At 70.1% G+C, this 16,565-nt stretch carries 16 protein-coding genes and 1 pseudogene; 9 read left to right on the forward strand and 8 right to left on the reverse strand.

What is annotated here, in order from left to right:
• The first annotated feature begins 98 nt into the window (after nucleotides 1-98).
• Nucleotides 99-2,456, forward strand: a complete 2,358-nt coding sequence (locus OG509_RS02650) for an Orn/Lys/Arg decarboxylase N-terminal domain-containing protein (protein ID WP_406179736.1) — start codon at nucleotides 99-101, stop codon at nucleotides 2,454-2,456.
• Nucleotides 2,457-2,613: 157 nt separating this feature from the next.
• Here the strand turns inward: OG509_RS02650 and OG509_RS02655 are convergent, their stop codons facing one another.
• Nucleotides 2,614-2,751 (reverse strand): hypothetical protein, encoded by a 138-nt coding sequence (locus OG509_RS02655; protein ID WP_406179738.1) that lies wholly within the window; start codon nucleotides 2,749-2,751, stop codon nucleotides 2,614-2,616.
• Between OG509_RS02655 and OG509_RS02660 the strand changes: the two are divergent.
• A pseudogene (locus tag OG509_RS02660) lies at nucleotides 2,689-2,920 on the forward strand (phytanoyl-CoA dioxygenase family protein); the annotation flags it as partial. The gene OG509_RS02655 and the pseudogene OG509_RS02660 overlap by 63 nt on opposite strands.
• A 67-nt stretch (nucleotides 2,921-2,987) precedes the next feature.
• Here the strand turns inward: OG509_RS02660 and OG509_RS02665 are convergent.
• A complete protein-coding gene (locus tag OG509_RS02665; RefSeq protein WP_406187446.1) occupies nucleotides 2,988-3,713 on the reverse strand; it encodes an SDR family NAD(P)-dependent oxidoreductase in 726 nt (241 codons plus the stop codon).
• Nucleotides 3,714-3,863: 150 nt separating this feature from the next.
• Entirely contained in the window at nucleotides 3,864-4,499 is a 636-nt protein-coding gene (locus OG509_RS02670; RefSeq protein WP_406179740.1) for a TetR/AcrR family transcriptional regulator, read from the reverse strand.
• Between the two features lie 103 nt (nucleotides 4,500-4,602).
• Here OG509_RS02670 and OG509_RS02675 point away from each other — a divergent pair, with 103 nt between their 5' ends.
• Nucleotides 4,603-5,313 carry a hypothetical protein gene (locus OG509_RS02675; protein WP_406179742.1) on the forward strand — a complete coding sequence of 237 codons (711 nt, stop codon included), beginning with the start codon at nucleotides 4,603-4,605 and terminating at the stop codon, nucleotides 5,311-5,313.
• 191 nt (nucleotides 5,314-5,504) lie between these two features.
• Here OG509_RS02675 and OG509_RS02680 read toward each other — a convergent pair whose 3' ends face one another.
• Nucleotides 5,505-5,909: a hypothetical protein gene (locus OG509_RS02680; RefSeq protein ID WP_406179743.1), complete on the reverse strand. Its 405-nt coding sequence runs from the start codon at nucleotides 5,907-5,909 to the stop codon at nucleotides 5,505-5,507.
• Nucleotides 5,910-6,223: 314 nt separating this feature from the next.
• Between OG509_RS02680 and OG509_RS02685 the strand changes: the two genes are divergently transcribed.
• Nucleotides 6,224-8,674 carry a SpoIIE family protein phosphatase gene (locus OG509_RS02685; RefSeq protein ID WP_406179745.1) on the forward strand — a complete coding sequence of 817 codons (2,451 nt, stop codon included), beginning with the start codon at nucleotides 6,224-6,226 and terminating at the stop codon, nucleotides 8,672-8,674.
• Between the two features lie 401 nt (nucleotides 8,675-9,075).
• Here the strand turns inward: OG509_RS02685 and OG509_RS02690 are convergent, their stop codons facing one another.
• Nucleotides 9,076-9,375 (reverse strand): hypothetical protein, encoded by a 300-nt coding sequence (locus tag OG509_RS02690; protein WP_406179747.1) that lies wholly within the window; start codon nucleotides 9,373-9,375, stop codon nucleotides 9,076-9,078.
• 393 nt (nucleotides 9,376-9,768) lie between these two features.
• Between OG509_RS02690 and OG509_RS02695 the strand changes: the two genes are divergently transcribed.
• Nucleotides 9,769-10,374, forward strand: a complete 606-nt coding sequence (locus OG509_RS02695) for a TIGR03086 family metal-binding protein (protein WP_406179749.1) — start codon at nucleotides 9,769-9,771, stop codon at nucleotides 10,372-10,374.
• Between the two features lie 56 nt (nucleotides 10,375-10,430).
• Here the strand turns inward: OG509_RS02695 and OG509_RS02700 are convergent, their stop codons facing one another.
• From OG509_RS02700 to OG509_RS02710, 3 genes are all read right to left on the reverse strand, one after another.
• Nucleotides 10,431-11,666, reverse strand: coding sequence for a serine hydrolase domain-containing protein (locus OG509_RS02700; protein ID WP_406179750.1), 1,236 nt, complete (start codon nucleotides 11,664-11,666; stop codon nucleotides 10,431-10,433).
• Between the two features lie 79 nt (nucleotides 11,667-11,745).
• Nucleotides 11,746-12,135 (reverse strand): DUF1048 domain-containing protein, encoded by a 390-nt coding sequence (locus OG509_RS02705; RefSeq protein ID WP_406179752.1) that lies wholly within the window; start codon nucleotides 12,133-12,135, stop codon nucleotides 11,746-11,748.
• 2 nt (nucleotides 12,136-12,137) lie between these two features.
• Nucleotides 12,138-12,467: a PadR family transcriptional regulator gene (locus OG509_RS02710; protein ID WP_406179753.1), complete on the reverse strand. Its 330-nt coding sequence runs from the start codon at nucleotides 12,465-12,467 to the stop codon at nucleotides 12,138-12,140.
• A gap of 117 nt (nucleotides 12,468-12,584) precedes the next feature.
• Here OG509_RS02710 and OG509_RS02715 point away from each other — a divergent pair, with 117 nt between their 5' ends.
• The 4 genes from OG509_RS02715 to OG509_RS02730 all read left to right on the forward strand — a co-directional run bounded on the left by OG509_RS02715 (nucleotide 12,585) and on the right by OG509_RS02730 (nucleotide 16,491).
• On the forward strand, nucleotides 12,585-12,782 hold the full coding sequence (locus OG509_RS02715; protein WP_406187447.1) for an acyl-CoA dehydrogenase family protein: 198 nt from the start codon (nucleotides 12,585-12,587) through the stop codon (nucleotides 12,780-12,782).
• Nucleotides 12,783-12,786: 4 nt separating this feature from the next.
• Complete coding sequence (locus tag OG509_RS02720) at nucleotides 12,787-14,328, forward strand: Re/Si-specific NAD(P)(+) transhydrogenase subunit alpha (protein WP_406179754.1); 1,542 nt, start codon at nucleotides 12,787-12,789, stop codon at nucleotides 14,326-14,328.
• Nucleotides 14,329-14,334: 6 nt separating this feature from the next.
• A complete protein-coding gene (gene pntB, locus OG509_RS02725; RefSeq protein WP_406179756.1) occupies nucleotides 14,335-15,792 on the forward strand; it encodes a Re/Si-specific NAD(P)(+) transhydrogenase subunit beta in 1,458 nt (485 codons plus the stop codon).
• 159 nt (nucleotides 15,793-15,951) lie between these two features.
• The gene (locus OG509_RS02730) at nucleotides 15,952-16,491 is read left to right on the forward strand and encodes an EF-hand domain-containing protein (RefSeq protein ID WP_385578507.1); all 540 of its coding nucleotides are present in this window, start codon (nucleotides 15,952-15,954) and stop codon (nucleotides 16,489-16,491) included.
• Nucleotides 16,492-16,565: the final 74 nt, after the last annotated feature.

Genomic DNA, 16,565 nt, shown 5'->3' on the forward strand with positions numbered 1-16,565 from the left:
GGTGAAGCCCCGTCGAAGATCGGCGCGAGCGGCGGCGGGGCCTGAACACTGTGGCCCGGTACGGGCTGCCGTACCCCTGCGCACGGAGAGCGGAAGAGATGACGAACGGTACGGTCCTGCTGGCACTTCGGGAGAACCCGATGGGTGGTGGCGTCAGCGCCGAGCAGCTACGGCGGATCGGCAAGGAGCTGGAGAACCAGGGGCTGGAGCTGCGCTGGGCGCCGAGTGCGCGTGACGCGCGGGCCTCCCTGCAGACCGAGGCCGGCCTCGCGGCGGCCGTGGTCGCCTGGGACCTGCCGCGGGCGGCGGGGGGCCCGGTCGAGGAGGGCGGTGGCGGGGAGGTCCTGCGGCACATCGCGCGGCGGTTCAAGGACCTCCCGGTCTTCCTGGTGATGGCGGACGACTCCGATCAGGACCTGGAGCGACTGCCGCTGTGGGTCTCGGAGACGGTGGTCGGCTACATCTGGGCGCTGGAAGACACTCCCTCGTTCATCGCGGGCCGCGTCGCGACGGCGGCCCGCGGCTACCACCGTGACCTGCTACCGCCGTTCTTCAAGGCCCTGCGGCGCTTCGAGGACTCCCACGAGTACTCCTGGCACACGCCTGCCCACTCCGGCGGGGTCGCCTTCCTCAAGTCCCCGGCCGGGCGCGCGTTCTTCGACTACTACGGGGAGCGGCTCTTCCGTACCGACCTGTCGATCTCGGTCGGGGAGCTCGGGTCGCTCTTCGAGCACAACGGCCCGATCGGCGAGGCCGAACGCAACGCCGCCCGGGTCTTCGGCGCGGACCGCACCTACTTCGTCCTGCACGGGGACTCCACCGCGGACCGGATGGTCGGCCACTACAGCGTGACGACCGACGAGATCGCACTCGTGGACCGCAACTGCCACAAGTCGGTGCTGCACGGGCTGGTGATCTCCGGGGCGCGGCCCGTCTATCTGGTGCCGACCCGCAACGGCTACGGGCTCGCCGGCCCCCTGCCGCCCGCCGTGACCGACCCGGCGGCGGTGTCGCGCAGGATCGCCGCGAACCCTCTCACCGCCGGGGCGCTCTCTCCCGAGGCCCAGTACGCGGTGGTGACCAACTCCACGTATGACGGACTGTGTTACGACACCGTCGCGACGGCCCGCGCCTTGGCACCGAGCACGCCGCGCCTGCACTTCGACGAGGCCTGGTTCGCGTACGCCCCCTTCCATCCGCTGTACGCGGGCCGCTACGGCATGGCCGTCGGACCGGACACCTTCCCCGACGACGGCGATGAGGAAGGCGGGCCGGGCCGGCCCACGGTCTTCGCGACCCAGTCCACGCACAAGCTGCTGGCCGCCCTCTCCCAGTGCGCGATGGTCCACGTCCGGTCGGCGCCGCGGGCCCCCGTCGAGCACGAGCGGTTCAACGAGGCGTTCATGATGCACGGCACCACCTCACCGCTGTATCCGGCGATCGCCTCCCTGGACGTGGCCGCAGCGATGATGGACGGCCCGCAGGGACAGTGGCTGATCGACGAGGCGGTCACCGAGGCGATCCGATTCCGTCAGGCCGTGGTCCGCACCGGGCGCCGCATCGCCGCCTCAGGGGACCGGCCCGACTGGTTCTTCGGTGTGTGGCAGCCCGAGTCGGTCACCGACCCGGCGACCGGGGAGCGCATCGCGTTCGCCGACGCGCGGCCCTCGCTCCTGAGCCGCGAGCCGTCGTGCTGGCACCTGGAGCCGGGCGCCGCCTGGCACGGCTTCGCCGGGCTGAGCGAGGGCTACTGCCTGCTGGACCCGGTCAAGGTGACGCTCACCTGCCCCGGAGTCACCGCCACCGGTGAGACCGGCACCTGGGGCATCCCCGCACGGATCCTCACCGCGTACTTGGAGGCGCGTGGGATCGTCGTCGAGAAGACGGACAGCTACACGACTCTGATCCTGTTCTCCATGGGCATCACCAAGGGCAAGTGGGGCACCCTGATGGACGCCCTCATGGACTTCAAGGCCCTGTACGACGCGGACGCCCCGCTGGACCGGGTTCTGCCTGAACTGGTCCGTCAGTTCCCGCGCCGGTACGGCCGCACCACCCTCAGCGGCCTGTGCCGGCAGATGCACGAGCACCTCACCCGCGCCGAGCTGATCGACGCCCTCGATGCGGCGTTCCACGACCTCCCCGAGCCGGTCGCGCCGCCGCGCCACTGCTACCAGCTGCTCATCCGGGGCGGTACCGAGCGCGTACGGCTGGCGGAGGCGGCAGGGCGGGTGGCAGCGGCGATGGTGACCGTGACCCCGCCGGGGATCCCCGTCCTGATGCCCGGAGAGTCCACCGGCGCCCCCGACGGGCCGCTGCTGCGGTACCTGCGCGCCCTGGAGTCCTTCGACCGCACCTTCCCGGGCTTCCACAGCGAGGCCCACGGAGTGAGCGTCGACCCCGAGAACGGCGACTACCTGATCGAATGCGTCCGCACCGGCCCGCCCCCGGCCTGACCCCCGGGCAGGTGCTGCGCGGTCCGGTGGAAGACACCGGGCCGCGCAGCGCCTGCCGCCCAAGCCGCGTACGGGTACGCGAGGGCCGACAGCCGGCAGGCGCCGACAACACCCGCACAACACGCCCGCAGCGAGGCCGCCACCGCAAGATTGCGAATCACCCGATCGGCGGATCCCGGCGGGCCGCCGGGGCAGGAGGAATCCGCGCCGGTCCGGTGTACGCCGTGCGGTTGTGCACGATCCGCGTCTCGTCGACCGCGCCCGCTCGCTGCTCGGCTCCGAGGCGTACGTCCACCAGAGCCGCATCGACATCAAACCGGGCTACCGGGGCAGCGGCTTCCACTGGCACTCGGACTTCGAGACGTGGCACGCCGAGGACGGCCTGCCCCGCATGCGAGCGGTGTCCGTGTCCGATCGCCCTGACCGACAACCACGACACCAACGGCAGCCTCATGATCACGCCCGTCGGCGGCACGACACGCCAGGCGAGAGGCAACGAGGCCGATCGCGCCGCGGACACATGCGAATCGGTCAGAGTGCGGTGCCCGTCTCCTCGGCCAGTGTCCGCACGAGCCGGTCCTGGAACGCCTCGTCGTGGACAGCAGGGTGCGGCTCGCGCAGCCGGCGGTGGTACCAGTACCCGCCGCTCGTCAGGGCCCCGGGATCATCGTCGACGGCGAGCCACTCCTGCGTGCGGTGTCCGAGCTCAAGATCGTCCGGCGCATGGGGGCCGCCCATCCTGGTCGGCACCCACCCCGGATCCACGGCGTTGCTCAGCACGCCGGCACGCAGACGTGCCACCGCGGCGGCGAGCGTGGTGACGAACAGCTTGCTGTCGGCGTACGACCCCGGGCCGTTCCCCTGCCAGTCGACCCCGGCAAGCGAGGGGCGCCCGTCGAAGTGCGAGCCGCTGCTCAGATACACCAGTCGGCGCGGGCCGCGGAGCAGAGCCGTGAGCAGGTACGGCGCGATGATGTTGACCGGCATGACGTCCGGGCCCCGGTACACGCCGACGTTGTGGATGACCGCGTCGAGCGGCCTCGGGCCGTTCAGCTCGGCGGCGATGCGCCGTACGGCGTCCCGCTCGGTGAAGTCGCCCACGACGAGGTCCGCTCCGCGGTCGACCAGTTCCTGGACGTCCTGCGCGCGCCGCTCGTTCCGGGCGTGCAGCACGACATCATGTCCCTTGAGCAGCAGCGATTCCGCCGCGGCCCGGCCAAGACCCTCCGTGGACCCCGTCACCAGAATCCGGCTCACCATCGCCCCTCCCTTCGCGCGCCGCGAGGTGAAGAACTCGGGGCCCTTGTCACGGTTGTCCACACCTCGACCGTACGGCCTGCAGCCGTCCGGACGCGATCGGCCGCGCCTTCGACGTGCACCCAGGCGGTCCGCCGGTGCCGCGCTCACCTACCTCCGGGTCGGCTCGACGAGCGTGTCGACGCCCGCGCACAGGAGCCGCACACTGCGGGTGAACTTCTCGTCCTCCGTGAGGGTGCCGGCCTCTGCGACGGTCATGGGGTAGCGCTCCCGCAAGGCAGTCGCGTCGTCGGCGCTGACGGCCGCGGTGGGCGACTGGCTCTGTTCCTGGAGGACGAAACCCGTGACATGGCTGAGCAATGTGTCCGCGGCGACACCGCGGTGCACGGCGGGTACCCCTGCCTCGCGCAGGGTCTCCAGCAGCCGCTCCATCAAGGACAACGCGCCGGGGCTGAGGACTTTCGGGCTGTCGGCGAGCATGACCGCGCCGCCGGCGTGGCGGCGGATGCTGTGGCGGAGCGTCACGAGCTGGGCTTCGATCCGTTGCCGCCAGTCCGCTCCGGGGTCCAGCTGGTCGAGGGCGGTCGTGCCCGCGTCGTAGGCCTGCCGGGCGACGCGGTCCGCCATGAGCTGGACCAGGGCGCCCTTGTTGGGCACGTGGTAGTACAGGCTCCCTGCCTGGGCGTCGAGTCGCTGCGCTACGCGCCTCATGGACAGTCCGTGGTAGCCGGTTTCGGCGAACACCGCCATGCCGGCGTCGATGATCCTCTCCACTGTCAGCTTCACGGGGGCAGCCTACCTCCATTTTCTAACACTGTTTGAATTTGACCCATCGAGGGTTATTGTCGTCCCTGCTGGAAGCCACGGGGACTGAAGGGGGGTGGTGGCGATGGGCGCGCTGGTGTTCAACGTGACCACGGCGGCACTGATGGTTTTGATGTTCAAGGGCGGGCTGGCCCTGCTGGGCGAGGACACCCTGCGCGGGCGGCGCGTCCCCTGGGCGGCGGTGGCCCTGACCGGGCTCGCGCTGACCGGTGTGGTGCTCCAGCTGTGCTGGGCCGGTGCGATGGACACCTTCGACAGCGACCCGGCCAAGTCCGGCTGGTGGCGGGTCGTCACCTCGATGTTCATGCAGAACGGCGGGCTGTTCGGCGGGGCCTGGAACATCGCCACGCTCGCGGTCATCGCCGCGCTGGCCGACTGGTTCTGGGGCGCCCCGCTCACTCTGGGCCTGTTCCTCGCGGGGATCCTCCTGCCCGAGCACATCGACGGCCTGGTCGGCGCAGGTGGGCAGCACAGCACCGACCCGCGCAACTTCGCAGGCAGTTCGGGTGCCACCTACTTCCTCGGCGCGACCCTGGCCTCGGCCCTGCTCGTGCGCGTCATCCGGACCGCCCGGGGCAGGGAGCGGGGCAAGGAAGCCCTGCTGGCCGCAGGCGTTCCCGTGCTCGGCCTGGCCATTTGGTTCGCCCAGTCCAACGGCCACGGACTGGTGTCCGTGTACGGCTTCCTCCTGGGTGCCCTCACCTGCCTCCTCGCCCGGCCCTCCGCGCTCCGCCCCGACCCGGCCTTCCGGCAGACGGGTCGCCCGGCGGCCTGAAACCCCTTCCGGTGGCAAACGGATGACGAGCCGGCCGCCCCGGAACAGGCGGCCGCAGCCGGGCGTGGCCAATGAAGACGCGGGAGCGCCCCCTCCCCCGCCGCCCTGGCCTTCCTGGCCCTGCTGAAGGAGGCCGCGCGCGGGCTGGCATCGTGAGCCGGGTCTCGACCCACCCCGAGCCGGGCCGCTGCCTACGGGATGAGGGGGTGGAGGCCCGAGCAGTCGTACCCGCCACTCGGATCCGGCGCGTAGAGCCAGTAGGCCGACATGACGAGCAGCAGCACCACCGGCACGGTGAGGAGCGCGGACACCCCCGCGAGCCACCGCTGCCAGGCCGCTTCGCCGGTCGGCCCGGAACGCTGCGCAGCACGGCCCCAGGCGGCGTACAGCAGCAGGGCGCCCAAGCCACAGGCGACCCCGGCCCACGAAGTGACGTACATCCGCGTGGAGGGACCCAGGTAGTGGCAGTGCTGGAAGGTGTCGGAATCGAAGGCGGTACGGGCGGCCAGCAGTCCGGCGGAGACGGCAGCCAGCAGCGGCACGAGGAGAGCGCGGTGGCGCCGGACGGGAGAGCCGGCGGGATCGGTAACGGTCATCGGTGCCCGTCCAGGTCGGGGAAGGCGTTCATACGGCACGTGCGTCGCCGCAATCCCGGTGGCGAGGCGGGGACACATCCTGAGCTGCACGGAGGCGGGGCGCATCCGGATCCGCGTGCCGCTCGGCTGAAGACTACGTACCCCGGTCGGTGACCTCGTCCTGGGGGTACCCGCCGGCGGCCGGCAGGAAGGACCGGAATCCGGCCACGCCCGCAGCTCCGTCCGCTCCTGACTCGCGCCGATGGTGCAAGGCGCGACAGCATGGAGGGAGGGCGGTCGACCGTGGCTGCCCGCACAGGAGGGCGTTACAGACCGTGACGAGGCAGCGCTTTGCGTTCTGCGGGGCTGAGCTGGCCGCTGTCTACGTGCTCGCCGAAGGCCGCAAGGAGCTCCATCTGGCCGAGATGACCGGAAACCGTTCCATGCTCTACGGACTGCCCGCGGTCCTCTCCGTCGACGGGCACTCCCCTGCCGCCGAGGCCTACCGCTCGGGTCGCCCGCTGTGGCTGACCCCGAAGGCACTCGCCGCATACGTCGAGGAGGACCCGCACCACTTCCCCGGCCGGGTACGGGACGACTCCGTCAGGACATCGCCGGCCAAACTCTCGCTCGGTGCCCTGCCGCTCGGGCACGGCGCCCAGGAGCTGGGCTGCCTGATCGTCGCCGGCGAGGTTCCCGACGGGTTCAGCAGCGACCGCCGGAGCCTGCTGGAGCTGTACGCCGACCAGGTCGCCGCCGGACTCGAATCGGTGGCCGCCCACGCGCCCGGGCGCACGGCCCGGCGCCCCGTACTGGGACACACGTTGGTGCCGCTCCGGGGCGGCGCGTTCATCCTGGACCTCGACTCCGGCCGCATGGAGGCGCACGCGCGCGTACTGGAGCTGCTCGGCATCCCGCCCGACCAGTTCGACGGCAACGTGGAGATGCTGCTCGCGAGTGCCGTGCCGGACGACATCCCCGCGCTGATGGCCATCCTGGAGCCGGACAGGCTGACGACGGATCCGCAGCAGCTGGCGTTCCGCATCCGCAGGCCGGGAGGCGAACTGCGCTGGCTGGGCCTGCGGTGCCGGGTGATGACGGACGACGACGGCACACCCGTGCGGGTCCTCGGCGTGGTGGCCGACGCCTCCTACCTGCGCCCGAGCGCCGACGAGGTCTCCATCGTGCAGCGGCTGTCCACCAAGCTGGCCGGCGCGACGACCATCAGGGACGTCAGCCAGATCGTCGTCAACTCCCTGCGCGACCCACTGGAGGCGACCCGGGTGGCGGTCGCGGAGGTGGAGGCCGACCGGCTCGTGGTCACCGTCCTCGACCCTCCCGAGCCGCGCGCCTGGCCGGGTATGTGGCGTTCGGAGTGGCGATCGGAGTGGCCGGATGCCTCGATGCACGACCTGCCCACGCTGCAGAACGCCCTTCGGGAGGGCCATGTGAGCCTGTGGCCGCCGGGTGCGGACCTCGAACCGGCTCTCGCGGGGATCGGGCCCGGCGGCCTCGCCGTCCTGCCGCTTCCGGCGGACGGCCGGATGGTCGGGGTCTGCCTCGTGGGGTGGGACGGTGAGCACCGGTTCGGGCCGGAGGAGCGCTCGCTGCTGACCGCCACCGCGGGGCTGGTGGGGCAGGCGCTGACGCGCGCCCACGCGCTGGACGCCGGCCATGAACTCGCCACGATGCTCCAGCGCAGCCTGCTGCCGCGGAAACTGCCCTCACTGCCCGGCGGGATGGCCGTCGCCCGGTATCTGCCCGCGACGGTGGGGCTCGAAGTGGGCGGCGACTGGTACGACGTCATCCCGCTCAACGACGGCCACGTGGCGCTCGTCATCGGCGATGTGCAGGGACACAGCGCCGGAGCCGCGACCATCATGGGTCAGATACGGACGGCCGTGAGGGCCTACGCGGTGGAGCGCCATCCGCCCGACGTGGTCATCGCCCGGGCCAACCGGCTGCTCGTCGGCATGGAGACGGACCTGTTCGCCACCTGTCTGTACGTGGACCTGGACATGGAGGAGGGCATCGCCTGGTTCGTCCGCGCCGGCCACTTGCAGCCGATCCTGCGCTACCCGGACGGCAGCACCGACGAGTTCAAGGTCGAGGGCGGACCGCCCCTGGGAGTGGTCACGGACGCCGAATTCCCCATGACGGAGGTCGGCCTGGTCCCGGGGACGGTGCTGGCCCTGCTGACGGACGGCATGGTCGAGTCGTCCAACCTCCTTCTGGAGGACGGCATGCGCCGGGTGTGCGACGTACTGGCCACGGCGGACCCGTCCGACCCGGGGATGGTGGCCGACGAACTGCTCTCGGGCGTCAATCGGCGGGACGACGACGTGGCGCTGCTGCTCTTGCGCTACGACGGCACCCTCGTCCGGCCGATGCGGACGAACTGGACCGTCTGGCGGCTCCCCAACGCCGTCCAGCACGCTCGCCGTTTCGCCGCACGCGCGCTGCGCTCGTGGGGTGTGGAGGAGGAACTCGACGTCGCCCTGCTGGTGGTCTCCGAGCTGGTCACCAATGCGATCGCCCATACGCAGGGAGAGGTGCAGCTGGATCTGACGCTGACCGCGGACCGGCTGCGGATCGCCGTGAACGACGCCTCGCCCCGCAGCCCGGTCAAACCCACGGACGTGGACTGGTCGGCGACCGGGGGCCGCGGGATCCTCATCGTCGAGGCGACGACGGCGTCGTGGGGCTCGGTACCGCTCAGCAGCGGCAAGCAGGTGTGGGCCGAGGTTCCGCTGGCACCGCGCGAGCGTCTCGCCCAGCGCGCGTAGCGTCCGCCGCTTGGGATTACGCAGCCGTGGCCCTCAGGCGGCCACCTGCTTCTCCGCCCTCTCGGGATGCGGCTGCCTGCCCTGCCGTTGGCGCTCGGCCCAGCGGACGGCGAGCGGGGCGGCCAGGCCTGTCAGAGCGAACAGTGCTCCCACGACGTACCAGCCGGGGCGGCCCCACGTAATGCACAGGTAGATGAGCAGCGCGGGCCCGACGGCCTCGGCCAGGCCGGCGCCGAGGCCGAAGACGCCCAGGTACTGGCCGGTGGCCCGCTTGGGCGCAAGGGCGAAGGAGATCTCGAACCCGGCGGCGGAATGGCACAGTTCACCGATCGTGTGGACGGTGACTCCGGCCGGCAGGAGGGTCGCGGCAGCCCAGGCAGGAATGTCGGCGGACAGCGAGATCAGCCGTGATCAGCCGTGATCAGCCAGAGGGGTACGGCGACGGTGAGCAGCTTGAACTGGATGGCCATGATGCCGTCAAGGACCGTAAGGGCGAGGTAGGGCCGGTCACGCAGCGCGATCCAGCGCGAGCCGCGCACGGCCGGCTCGGGCTTGACCGGGCGCAGGCGAAACACGATGGCCGCGGAGGCGGCGAAGGCGACCGCGTTCCCGATGACGAGGAGTTGGTGGGCATGGTGGGTGCCGACCTCTACGGCCCAGCCCGCCAGCACTGCGCCCAGGGAGATGCCGATGTTGGTCACGGCGCGCAGATAGGCGCGGAACTCCTGTGGCCGGTCTCCTCCGTGGTATCGGATGATCGGGCTGCGTGCGGCCAGCCCGGCCCCTTTCGCCGCGGTGGCCGCACATACCGCGAGCGCGAGAGCGCCTGCACTTCCGAGCCCGAGCCCCACCTGGGCTGCCGACGGTGTGGAGGACGATCAGATGGAGGTTCGGGCCGATCGCGAGCGCGACGGTGTCCGGAGGTGTCTGCCTGTTTGCGTAGGAGCGTCGGGTCGTCGGCCCCGTGCTGCCGAAGGCGTAGCGCGGGCACTGTACGCCGTTGTGCTTACGTGAGATGTCGGGCCCGTGTGGCGATGAGTCCCGGCTTCATCACCGCTCTACCGTTCAGACCCAGTACCCGGAGGGAGCGGCAGATGACCGACACGACGGCTGTCGACCTCGGCCCACAGGCCCGGCTCGTGGCCCGGCTCGCGACGGACGTCCCCGACGCGGCGCTCGCCGACCGGACGCCCTGCCCCGGATACACGGTGCGCGAACTGCTCGGCCACCTCACCGGCCTCGCCGTCGCGTTCCGCGATGCCGCCCGCAAGGACCTGGGCTCCACGACGGACACGCCCCCCGGTTCCACCACCCCCTCCCTGCCCGCCGACTGGCGCGAGGAACTGCCCCGGGCCCTCGGCGAAATGTCGGAAGCCTGGAGGGAACCGGCCGCCTGGACCGGTATGACCCGTGCGGGAGGCGTGGACCTCCCCGCCGAGATCGCGGTCACGGTCGCTGCCGACGAACTGGTCATCCACGGCTGGGACCTGGCCAGGGCCACCGGCCGGAAGTACACACCCGACGACGCCGCGCTGCGCGCCTCGCACGCGTTCCTGCTGCGAGCCGCCGAGGACGAGGGACGCGGCGGGGGCGCCTTCGGAGCCGTCGTACCCGTACCGGACGACGCCCCGCTGCTCGACCGGGCGGTCGGGCTGAGCGGGCGCGATCCGAACTGGACACCACAGACCGTGGAGGCGTAGAAGGGCGGAGCCTGGCCGAGGTCTTCTGCCGGACCGACCTCGGCCAGGTAAGCAGCTCAGTCGTCGATCGCCTGGTAGAGGGTGGTCCAGAAGTCCTGCATGGCCCGCGCCGAGTCCGGAGTGGACATCCCGGTCTGGGTGAGCAGAATGCCGACGAGCTGGTTGTGCGGGTCGGCGTAGGTCGTGGTGCCGGCTCCGCCGTCCCAGCCGAACTGGCCGATGGGCGCGTAGTCGCCTCGGTAGGTGCGCACCGTCATACCGAATCCCCAGCCACCGGTCTGCCCCTGACCGTGTGACAGATGGACGACGCTGCGCGCCCAGGCCTGAAGGGCGGCGGTCTGCTCGGGCGTGAGACGGTTGGTGGTCATCAGCTCGACGGCCGGCCGGGACAGGATCCGTTCGGTGCCGTGTTTCCCGTGGTTGAGCAGCATCCGGAAGTAGGCGTGGTAGTCGTCGACGGTCGAGTCGAGTCCGCCGCCGGCGGACTGGAACGCCGGAGGCTTGCTGTGGTGTCCCCCTTCGGCTTGGTCCTCCACGTGGAACTCTCCGGTCTGCGGATCGGGGGCGTACAGGGGCGGCAGCCGGTGAATCTTGTCGGCGGACACGTGGAACCCGGTGTCCTTCATCCCCAGCGGATCGAAGATGCGCTCTCGCAGGAACTCCTCGAACGACTGGCCGGTGACCCTGGCCACCAGCACCCCGAGCACGTCGTCGCTGACGTTGTACAGCCACCGCTCTCCGGGCTGGTACATCAGCGGAAGCGTGCCCAGGCGGCGCATCCACTCGTCCGGCTCGACTGCCGGCAGCATCCACCCGTTCTCGCCGTAGACCTTCCGCTCGAAGTAGGCGCTCATCATCGGGGAGCCCATCGCCGTCGTGTCCAGCCCGAGCCCGCAGGTGGAGGTGAGCAGGTCCCGAACGGTGATCGGACGGCGCGCCGGCACGGTGTCGTCCAGCGGGCTGTCGGGCCGCTTGAGTACGCGCCGGTCGGCCAGTTCCGGCAGCCACTGGTCTATCGGGTCGTCAAGTCGCAGCCGGCACTCGTCCAGCAGGACCATGGTCGCGGCGACCGCGACCGGCTTGGTCGTCGAGGCCATCCGGAAGATGGTGTCCCGGCGCATCGGTGCGCCGCCGTCATGGCGCATCGTCCCGATCGCTTCGACATGGGTCTCCTCGCCCCGGCCGACCAGGGCGACGAGTCCGGGGATCTTCTTGGACTCCACATGCCGTTCCAGTACCTCGCGCAGGCGGCGCAGCCCTGCTGCGGATAAGCCGTTGTTGCCGTTTCCCATCGTGAATCTCCTTGGACGCATTGGTCGGTCTCGACGGTGCCGCGGGCATGCGGCGAGAGCGGGACGTGCTGACGCGTGATCAGACCGTCGTGTCGTCTTTTCCGGTCTCGTTGCCGGCTGCACGCTCGATGTCGTCGGTCAGCTGCTTCCGGGCGCGGGCGGGGACGTAGCCGCCCTCGGAGTAGTTCTGGGCGAACGCGTCGACGAACTCCAGCGGGTCCTCTCCGACGATCGCGCGGATCGGCGTTCCGTCCGCCACCGCCTGTTCGAACAGGTCAGCGAGGTCTTCGAACATCGCCGCATTGCTGTCGGCGTCGGTCGGCACGAAGTGCATCAGGTACCGCTCGATCGCTTCGACCGCCGTGCGGTGGTCCTCGGGAAGCTCCTTGACGCGCGCCTTGTACGCCCTCCAGCGCTTCTTGGGCCCGATCATCTTCGCGATGAAGCCGGTCTTCTCGCCCTCGGACATGGTCACTTACCCCCTTCGCGGAGCTGTTCCAGTCGTTCCGTGAGGAAGCTCCACGCCCTCCAGAACTCTTCGAGGTACTCCCGTCCCTGCGCGTTGAGGGAGTGCACCTTGCGTGGCGGCCCCTTCTCGGAGGGGACCTTCTCCACGTCGACGAGACCGCGCTTCTCGATCCTGAGGAGCAGCGCGTAGATGGTCCCTTCGGCGATGTCGGAGAAACCCTGCTCTCGCAGCCGCGCCGTGATCTCGTAGCCGTAGGCGGGCCGGCCGGACAGGGACGCGAGGATGATGCCCTCCAGCGTGCCCTTGAGCATCTCCGTCTGGAGCTTGGTCATGAAACACCTCCCCCCTGAGCTATTCAGCGTTGTTGAATACCAGTACACCGTAACGCTGACTACTGGTACTTAGCAAGACAGAATAGTGAGACGCTCGGGTTCAACACGCTGAAGGTCATCGACTTCTGCGTCCAGGTCTTCGGCGGGCGCGGATACATGACGGAGTACCGGGTCTCACGTGCCCGGATCGAGGTCCGCGTGGCCAAGATCTGGGCGGGCTCGAACGCGGTCACGAAGGAACTGACCGGCCGCGACCTCGGACTGCAGCCGCTGTCGGCTCCGTTCCACATTCACGTTCAATCACAAGGGAGGTAGAACCATGGGTCATGCCGCACCGCAGCGGATCGGTGTCGCAGCCGAGACAAGCCCGGGAGAGACGCGTGTGGCGGCCACGCCCGCGACCGTGCGCCAGTTGGTCGCGCTGGGCTACGAGGTCGTCGTCGAGTCGGGAGCGGGTACGGCCTCCGGCTTCTCCGACGACGCGTACGTGGCGCAGAGCGCGAAGGTCGGTGACGCCTGGAGCGCCGACGTCGTACTGAAGGTCAACGCGCCGTCCGGCGAGGAGATCCGGAGTCTGGCCGACGGGGCGACGCTGGTCAGCCTGATCGGCCCGGCGCACAACCCCGACCTGATCGAGGAGCTCGCGCGGCGTCCGATCACGGTGCTCGCCATGGACGCCGTCCCGCGGATCTCGCGGGCCCAGTCCTTGGACGTGCTCAGCTCCATGGCCAACATCGCCGGCTACCGCGCGGTCATCGAGGCGGCCCACGTGTTCGGCCGGTTCTTCACCGGCCAGGTGACCGCGGCCGGAAAGGTTCCACCGGCGAAGGTGCTCGTCGCGGGCGCCGGCGTGGCGGGACTCGCCGCCGTCGGCGCCGCCAGCAGCCTCGGCGCGATCGTCCGCGCCACCGATCCGCGCCCGGAGGTGGCGGAGCAGGTCCGTTCGCTCGGCGGCGAGTTCCTCGGCGTAGAGGTGGAACAGGCGGCCAGCACCGACGGGTACGCCAAGGCGACCTCGCAGGAGTACGACCGTCGGGCCGCGGAGATCTACAGCGAGCAGGCCGCCGACGTCGACATCGTCATCACCACCGCGCTCATACCCGGACGCCCGGCGCCGAAGCTGCTCACCGCGCAGGACGTCGCGAGCATGCGGCCCGGCAGCGTGATCGTCGACATGGCCGCGGCTCAGGGCGGGAACGTCGCCGGCACCGTCGCGGGAGAAGTGGTCGTCACCGAGAACGGTGTCACGATCATCGGTTACACCGACCTGCCCAGCCGGCTGCCGGCCCAGGCATCGCAGCTGTACGGCACGAACCTCGTCAACCTGATGAAGCTGCTCACGCCGGCCAAGGACGGCCAGCACCGGATCGACTTCGAAGACGTGGTACAGCGGTCCATGACCGTCGTGCGTGACGGCGTGACGACCTGGCCGCCGCCGCCCGTACAGGTGTCCGCCGCTCCGGTGGCGCAGGCACCGGTGGCCGTGAAGCCGGTCGCGCCTGCCAAGAAGCCCATGTCCGCGGCGGCGAAGTACGCGCTCGCCGGTGCCGGGATGGCCGGGCTCTTCCTGCTGACCGCGTTCTCCCCGTCCCAGCTGATCGGCAACTTCACCGTCTTCGTCCTCGCGATCGTCGTCGGCTACTACGTCATCGGCAAGGTCCACCACGCCCTGCACACGCCACTCATGTCGGTCACGAACGCCATCTCCGGGATCGTCGTCGTGGGCGCCCTCCTGCAGATCGGCCGTGCGGACACCACGATCACCGTGCTGTCGTTCGCCGCGATCCTGCTGGCCAGCATCAACATTTTCGGCGGATTCGCGGTCACCCGCCGCATGCTCGCCATGTTCTCGAGAGGCTGAACCCACATGACTGCCGCCACGGCCGCGCAGGCCGCCTACATCGTCGCCGCACTCCTGTTCATCCTCAGCCTCGCCGGGCTCTCACGGCACGAAAGCTCCCGTTCGGGGCTGGTGTTCGGCATCTCCGGCATGGCGATCGCCCTCGCCGCCACCATCGGCCTGGCCTCGCGCAGCATCGCCGCGACGGGGCTGACCCTGCTCGTCGTCGCCGTGCTGATCGGCGCGGGCATCGGGATCTGGCGTGCCCGGGTCGTCGAGATGACCGGTATGCCCGAGCTCATCGCCATCCTGCACAGCTTCGTCGGCCTGGCCGCCGTACTCGTCGGCTGGAACGGCTACTTCGAGGTCGAGGCGGAGGGTCCCGGGCATGTCGCGGTGGCTCAGGACCTGCTCGGCATCCACCACGCCGAAGTGTTCATCGGGATATTCATCGGCGCCGTCACCTTCAGCGGATCGATCATCGCCTACCTGAAGCTGTCGGCGCGCATCAAGTCCAGCCCGCTGGTGCTGCCCGGCAAGAACCTGATCAACCTCGGGGCCCTCGTCGCGTTCGCGGTCATGACCGTCTTCTTCGTCATCAGCCCGAGCCTCGGTCTGCTCATCGCGGTCACCGCGGTGGCGCTCGCCCTCGGAGTGCACCTGGTCGCCTCGATCGGCGGCGGCGACATGCCGGTCGTGGTGTCGATGCTCAACAGCTACTCCGGCTGGGCCGCGGCAGCGTCCGGGTTCCTGCTGAACAACAACCTGCTCATCGTCACCGGAGCGCTGGTCGGCTCCTCCGGCGCGTACCTCTCCTACATCATGTGCCAGGCGATGAACCGCTCGTTCATCTCCGTGATCGCGGGCGGCTTCGGTGTCGAGGCCACCGCGAGCGACGACACCGACCTCGGTGAGCACCAGGAGATCACCGCCGAAGCCACCGCCGAACTGCTCGCGAACGCCTCGTCCGTCGTGATCGCTCCGGGCTACGGAATGGCCGTCGCGCAGGCCCAGTACCCGGTCGCCGAGCTGACCCGCAAGCTGCGCGAGCGAGGGGTGGACGTGCGCTTCGGGATCCACCCCGTGGCCGGGCGGCTGCCGGGGCACATGAACGTGCTGCTGGCGGAGGCGAAGGTACCGTACGACATCGTCCTGGAAATGGACGAGATCAATGACGAACTCTCCGGCACCACCGTCGTGCTCGTCATCGGCGCCAACGACACCGTCAACCCGGCTGCCTCCGAAGACCCGGGCAGCCCGATCGCCGGTATGCCGGTCCTGCGGGTGTGGGAGGCGGAGAACGTCGTCGTCTTCAAGCGCTCGATGGCAACCGGATACGCGGGCGTTCCCAACCCTCTCTTCTACCGCGACAACACCCAGATGCTCTTCGGCGACGCCAAGCAGAGGATGGAGGACATCCTCGGGGCGCTCGGGTCCGACACCCCGTCGCACCGCTCGCCCGCCGCGGTTGCGGCGTCGCGGTAGCCGGGCAGGAGAACCCCGCCTTCGCGCCGGGGCGACAGGCCTTCACCCGGAAGGCTCAGTCGCCCCGGTCTTTGCATGCGCGAGGGCCGGGGCGTGTGGTTTCCTGAGCCCCGCCTCACACCGTAATGGTGTGACTACGCGGAGCGAATGGATGGTGCTGTGAGCCTTCTGGACATCAAGCTGGAGCGGGCGTTCGACGTGTTCGACTCGGACCGCGACGGGCGACTTCAGAAGTCGGACGTCATCGGTCTCTCGGACAGGCTCGCCGAGTCGCTCGGCTACGCCCCGGACGCTGTGGCCGGACTCCGGAATTCGCTGGCGGACCTCTGGGACACCGTCTTCCACAAGATGGACAAGAACGACGACGGAGCCGTCGACCGGCAGGAGTTCCGGTCGGCGTTCCGAGCACGGATCGTCACGGACCAGAACAGGATCTGGGAACGGATCCGGAACATGAGCAACGCCTGGACCGAGCTCGGTGACCGCGATGGCGACGGCATGCTGACGCGCGAGGAGTACACCTCTCTGCTCCACGGCATGTTCCGCCTGCCCCGGGAGACCTTCGACGAGGCCTTCAACCAGCTGGACGTCGACGGTGACGGGCAGTTGAGCCGTGACGAGATCAGCTCCGCGATGAAGGAGTACTACACGAGCGAGAAGCATTCGGCACGCGGGAACCAGTTCTTCGGCCGTCTCTGAGCAGCGCGCAGGGGGGCCCGCGCGCCCCCCTGTGCCCCGCGCGCCCGCAGTGGCCCTTCGTGAGCCGATGCGTA

This window comes from Streptomyces sp. NBC_01006 (genome assembly GCF_045162725.1).
Taxonomy (GTDB): Bacteria; Actinomycetota; Actinomycetes; order Streptomycetales; family Streptomycetaceae; genus Streptomyces.

Coding starts and splice junctions, on each gene's coding strand:
- OG509_RS02650 (WP_406179736.1), top strand. CDS start 99: ATGACGAACGGTACGGTCCTGCTGGCACTTCGGGAGAACCCGATGGGT.
- OG509_RS02675 (WP_406179742.1), top strand. CDS start 4,603: ATGGGCGCGCTGGTGTTCAACGTGACCACGGCGGCACTGATGGTTTTG.
- OG509_RS02680 (WP_406179743.1), bottom strand. CDS start 5,909: ATGACCGTTACCGATCCCGCCGGCTCTCCCGTCCGGCGCCACCGCGCT.
- OG509_RS02695 (WP_406179749.1), top strand. CDS start 9,769: ATGACCGACACGACGGCTGTCGACCTCGGCCCACAGGCCCGGCTCGTG.
- OG509_RS02700 (WP_406179750.1), bottom strand. CDS start 11,666: ATGGGAAACGGCAACAACGGCTTATCCGCAGCAGGGCTGCGCCGCCTG.
- OG509_RS02705 (WP_406179752.1), bottom strand. CDS start 12,135: ATGTCCGAGGGCGAGAAGACCGGCTTCATCGCGAAGATGATCGGGCCC.
- OG509_RS02710 (WP_406179753.1), bottom strand. CDS start 12,467: ATGACCAAGCTCCAGACGGAGATGCTCAAGGGCACGCTGGAGGGCATC.
- OG509_RS02720 (WP_406179754.1), top strand. CDS start 12,787: ATGGGTCATGCCGCACCGCAGCGGATCGGTGTCGCAGCCGAGACAAGC.
- pntB (WP_406179756.1), top strand. CDS start 14,335: ATGACTGCCGCCACGGCCGCGCAGGCCGCCTACATCGTCGCCGCACTC.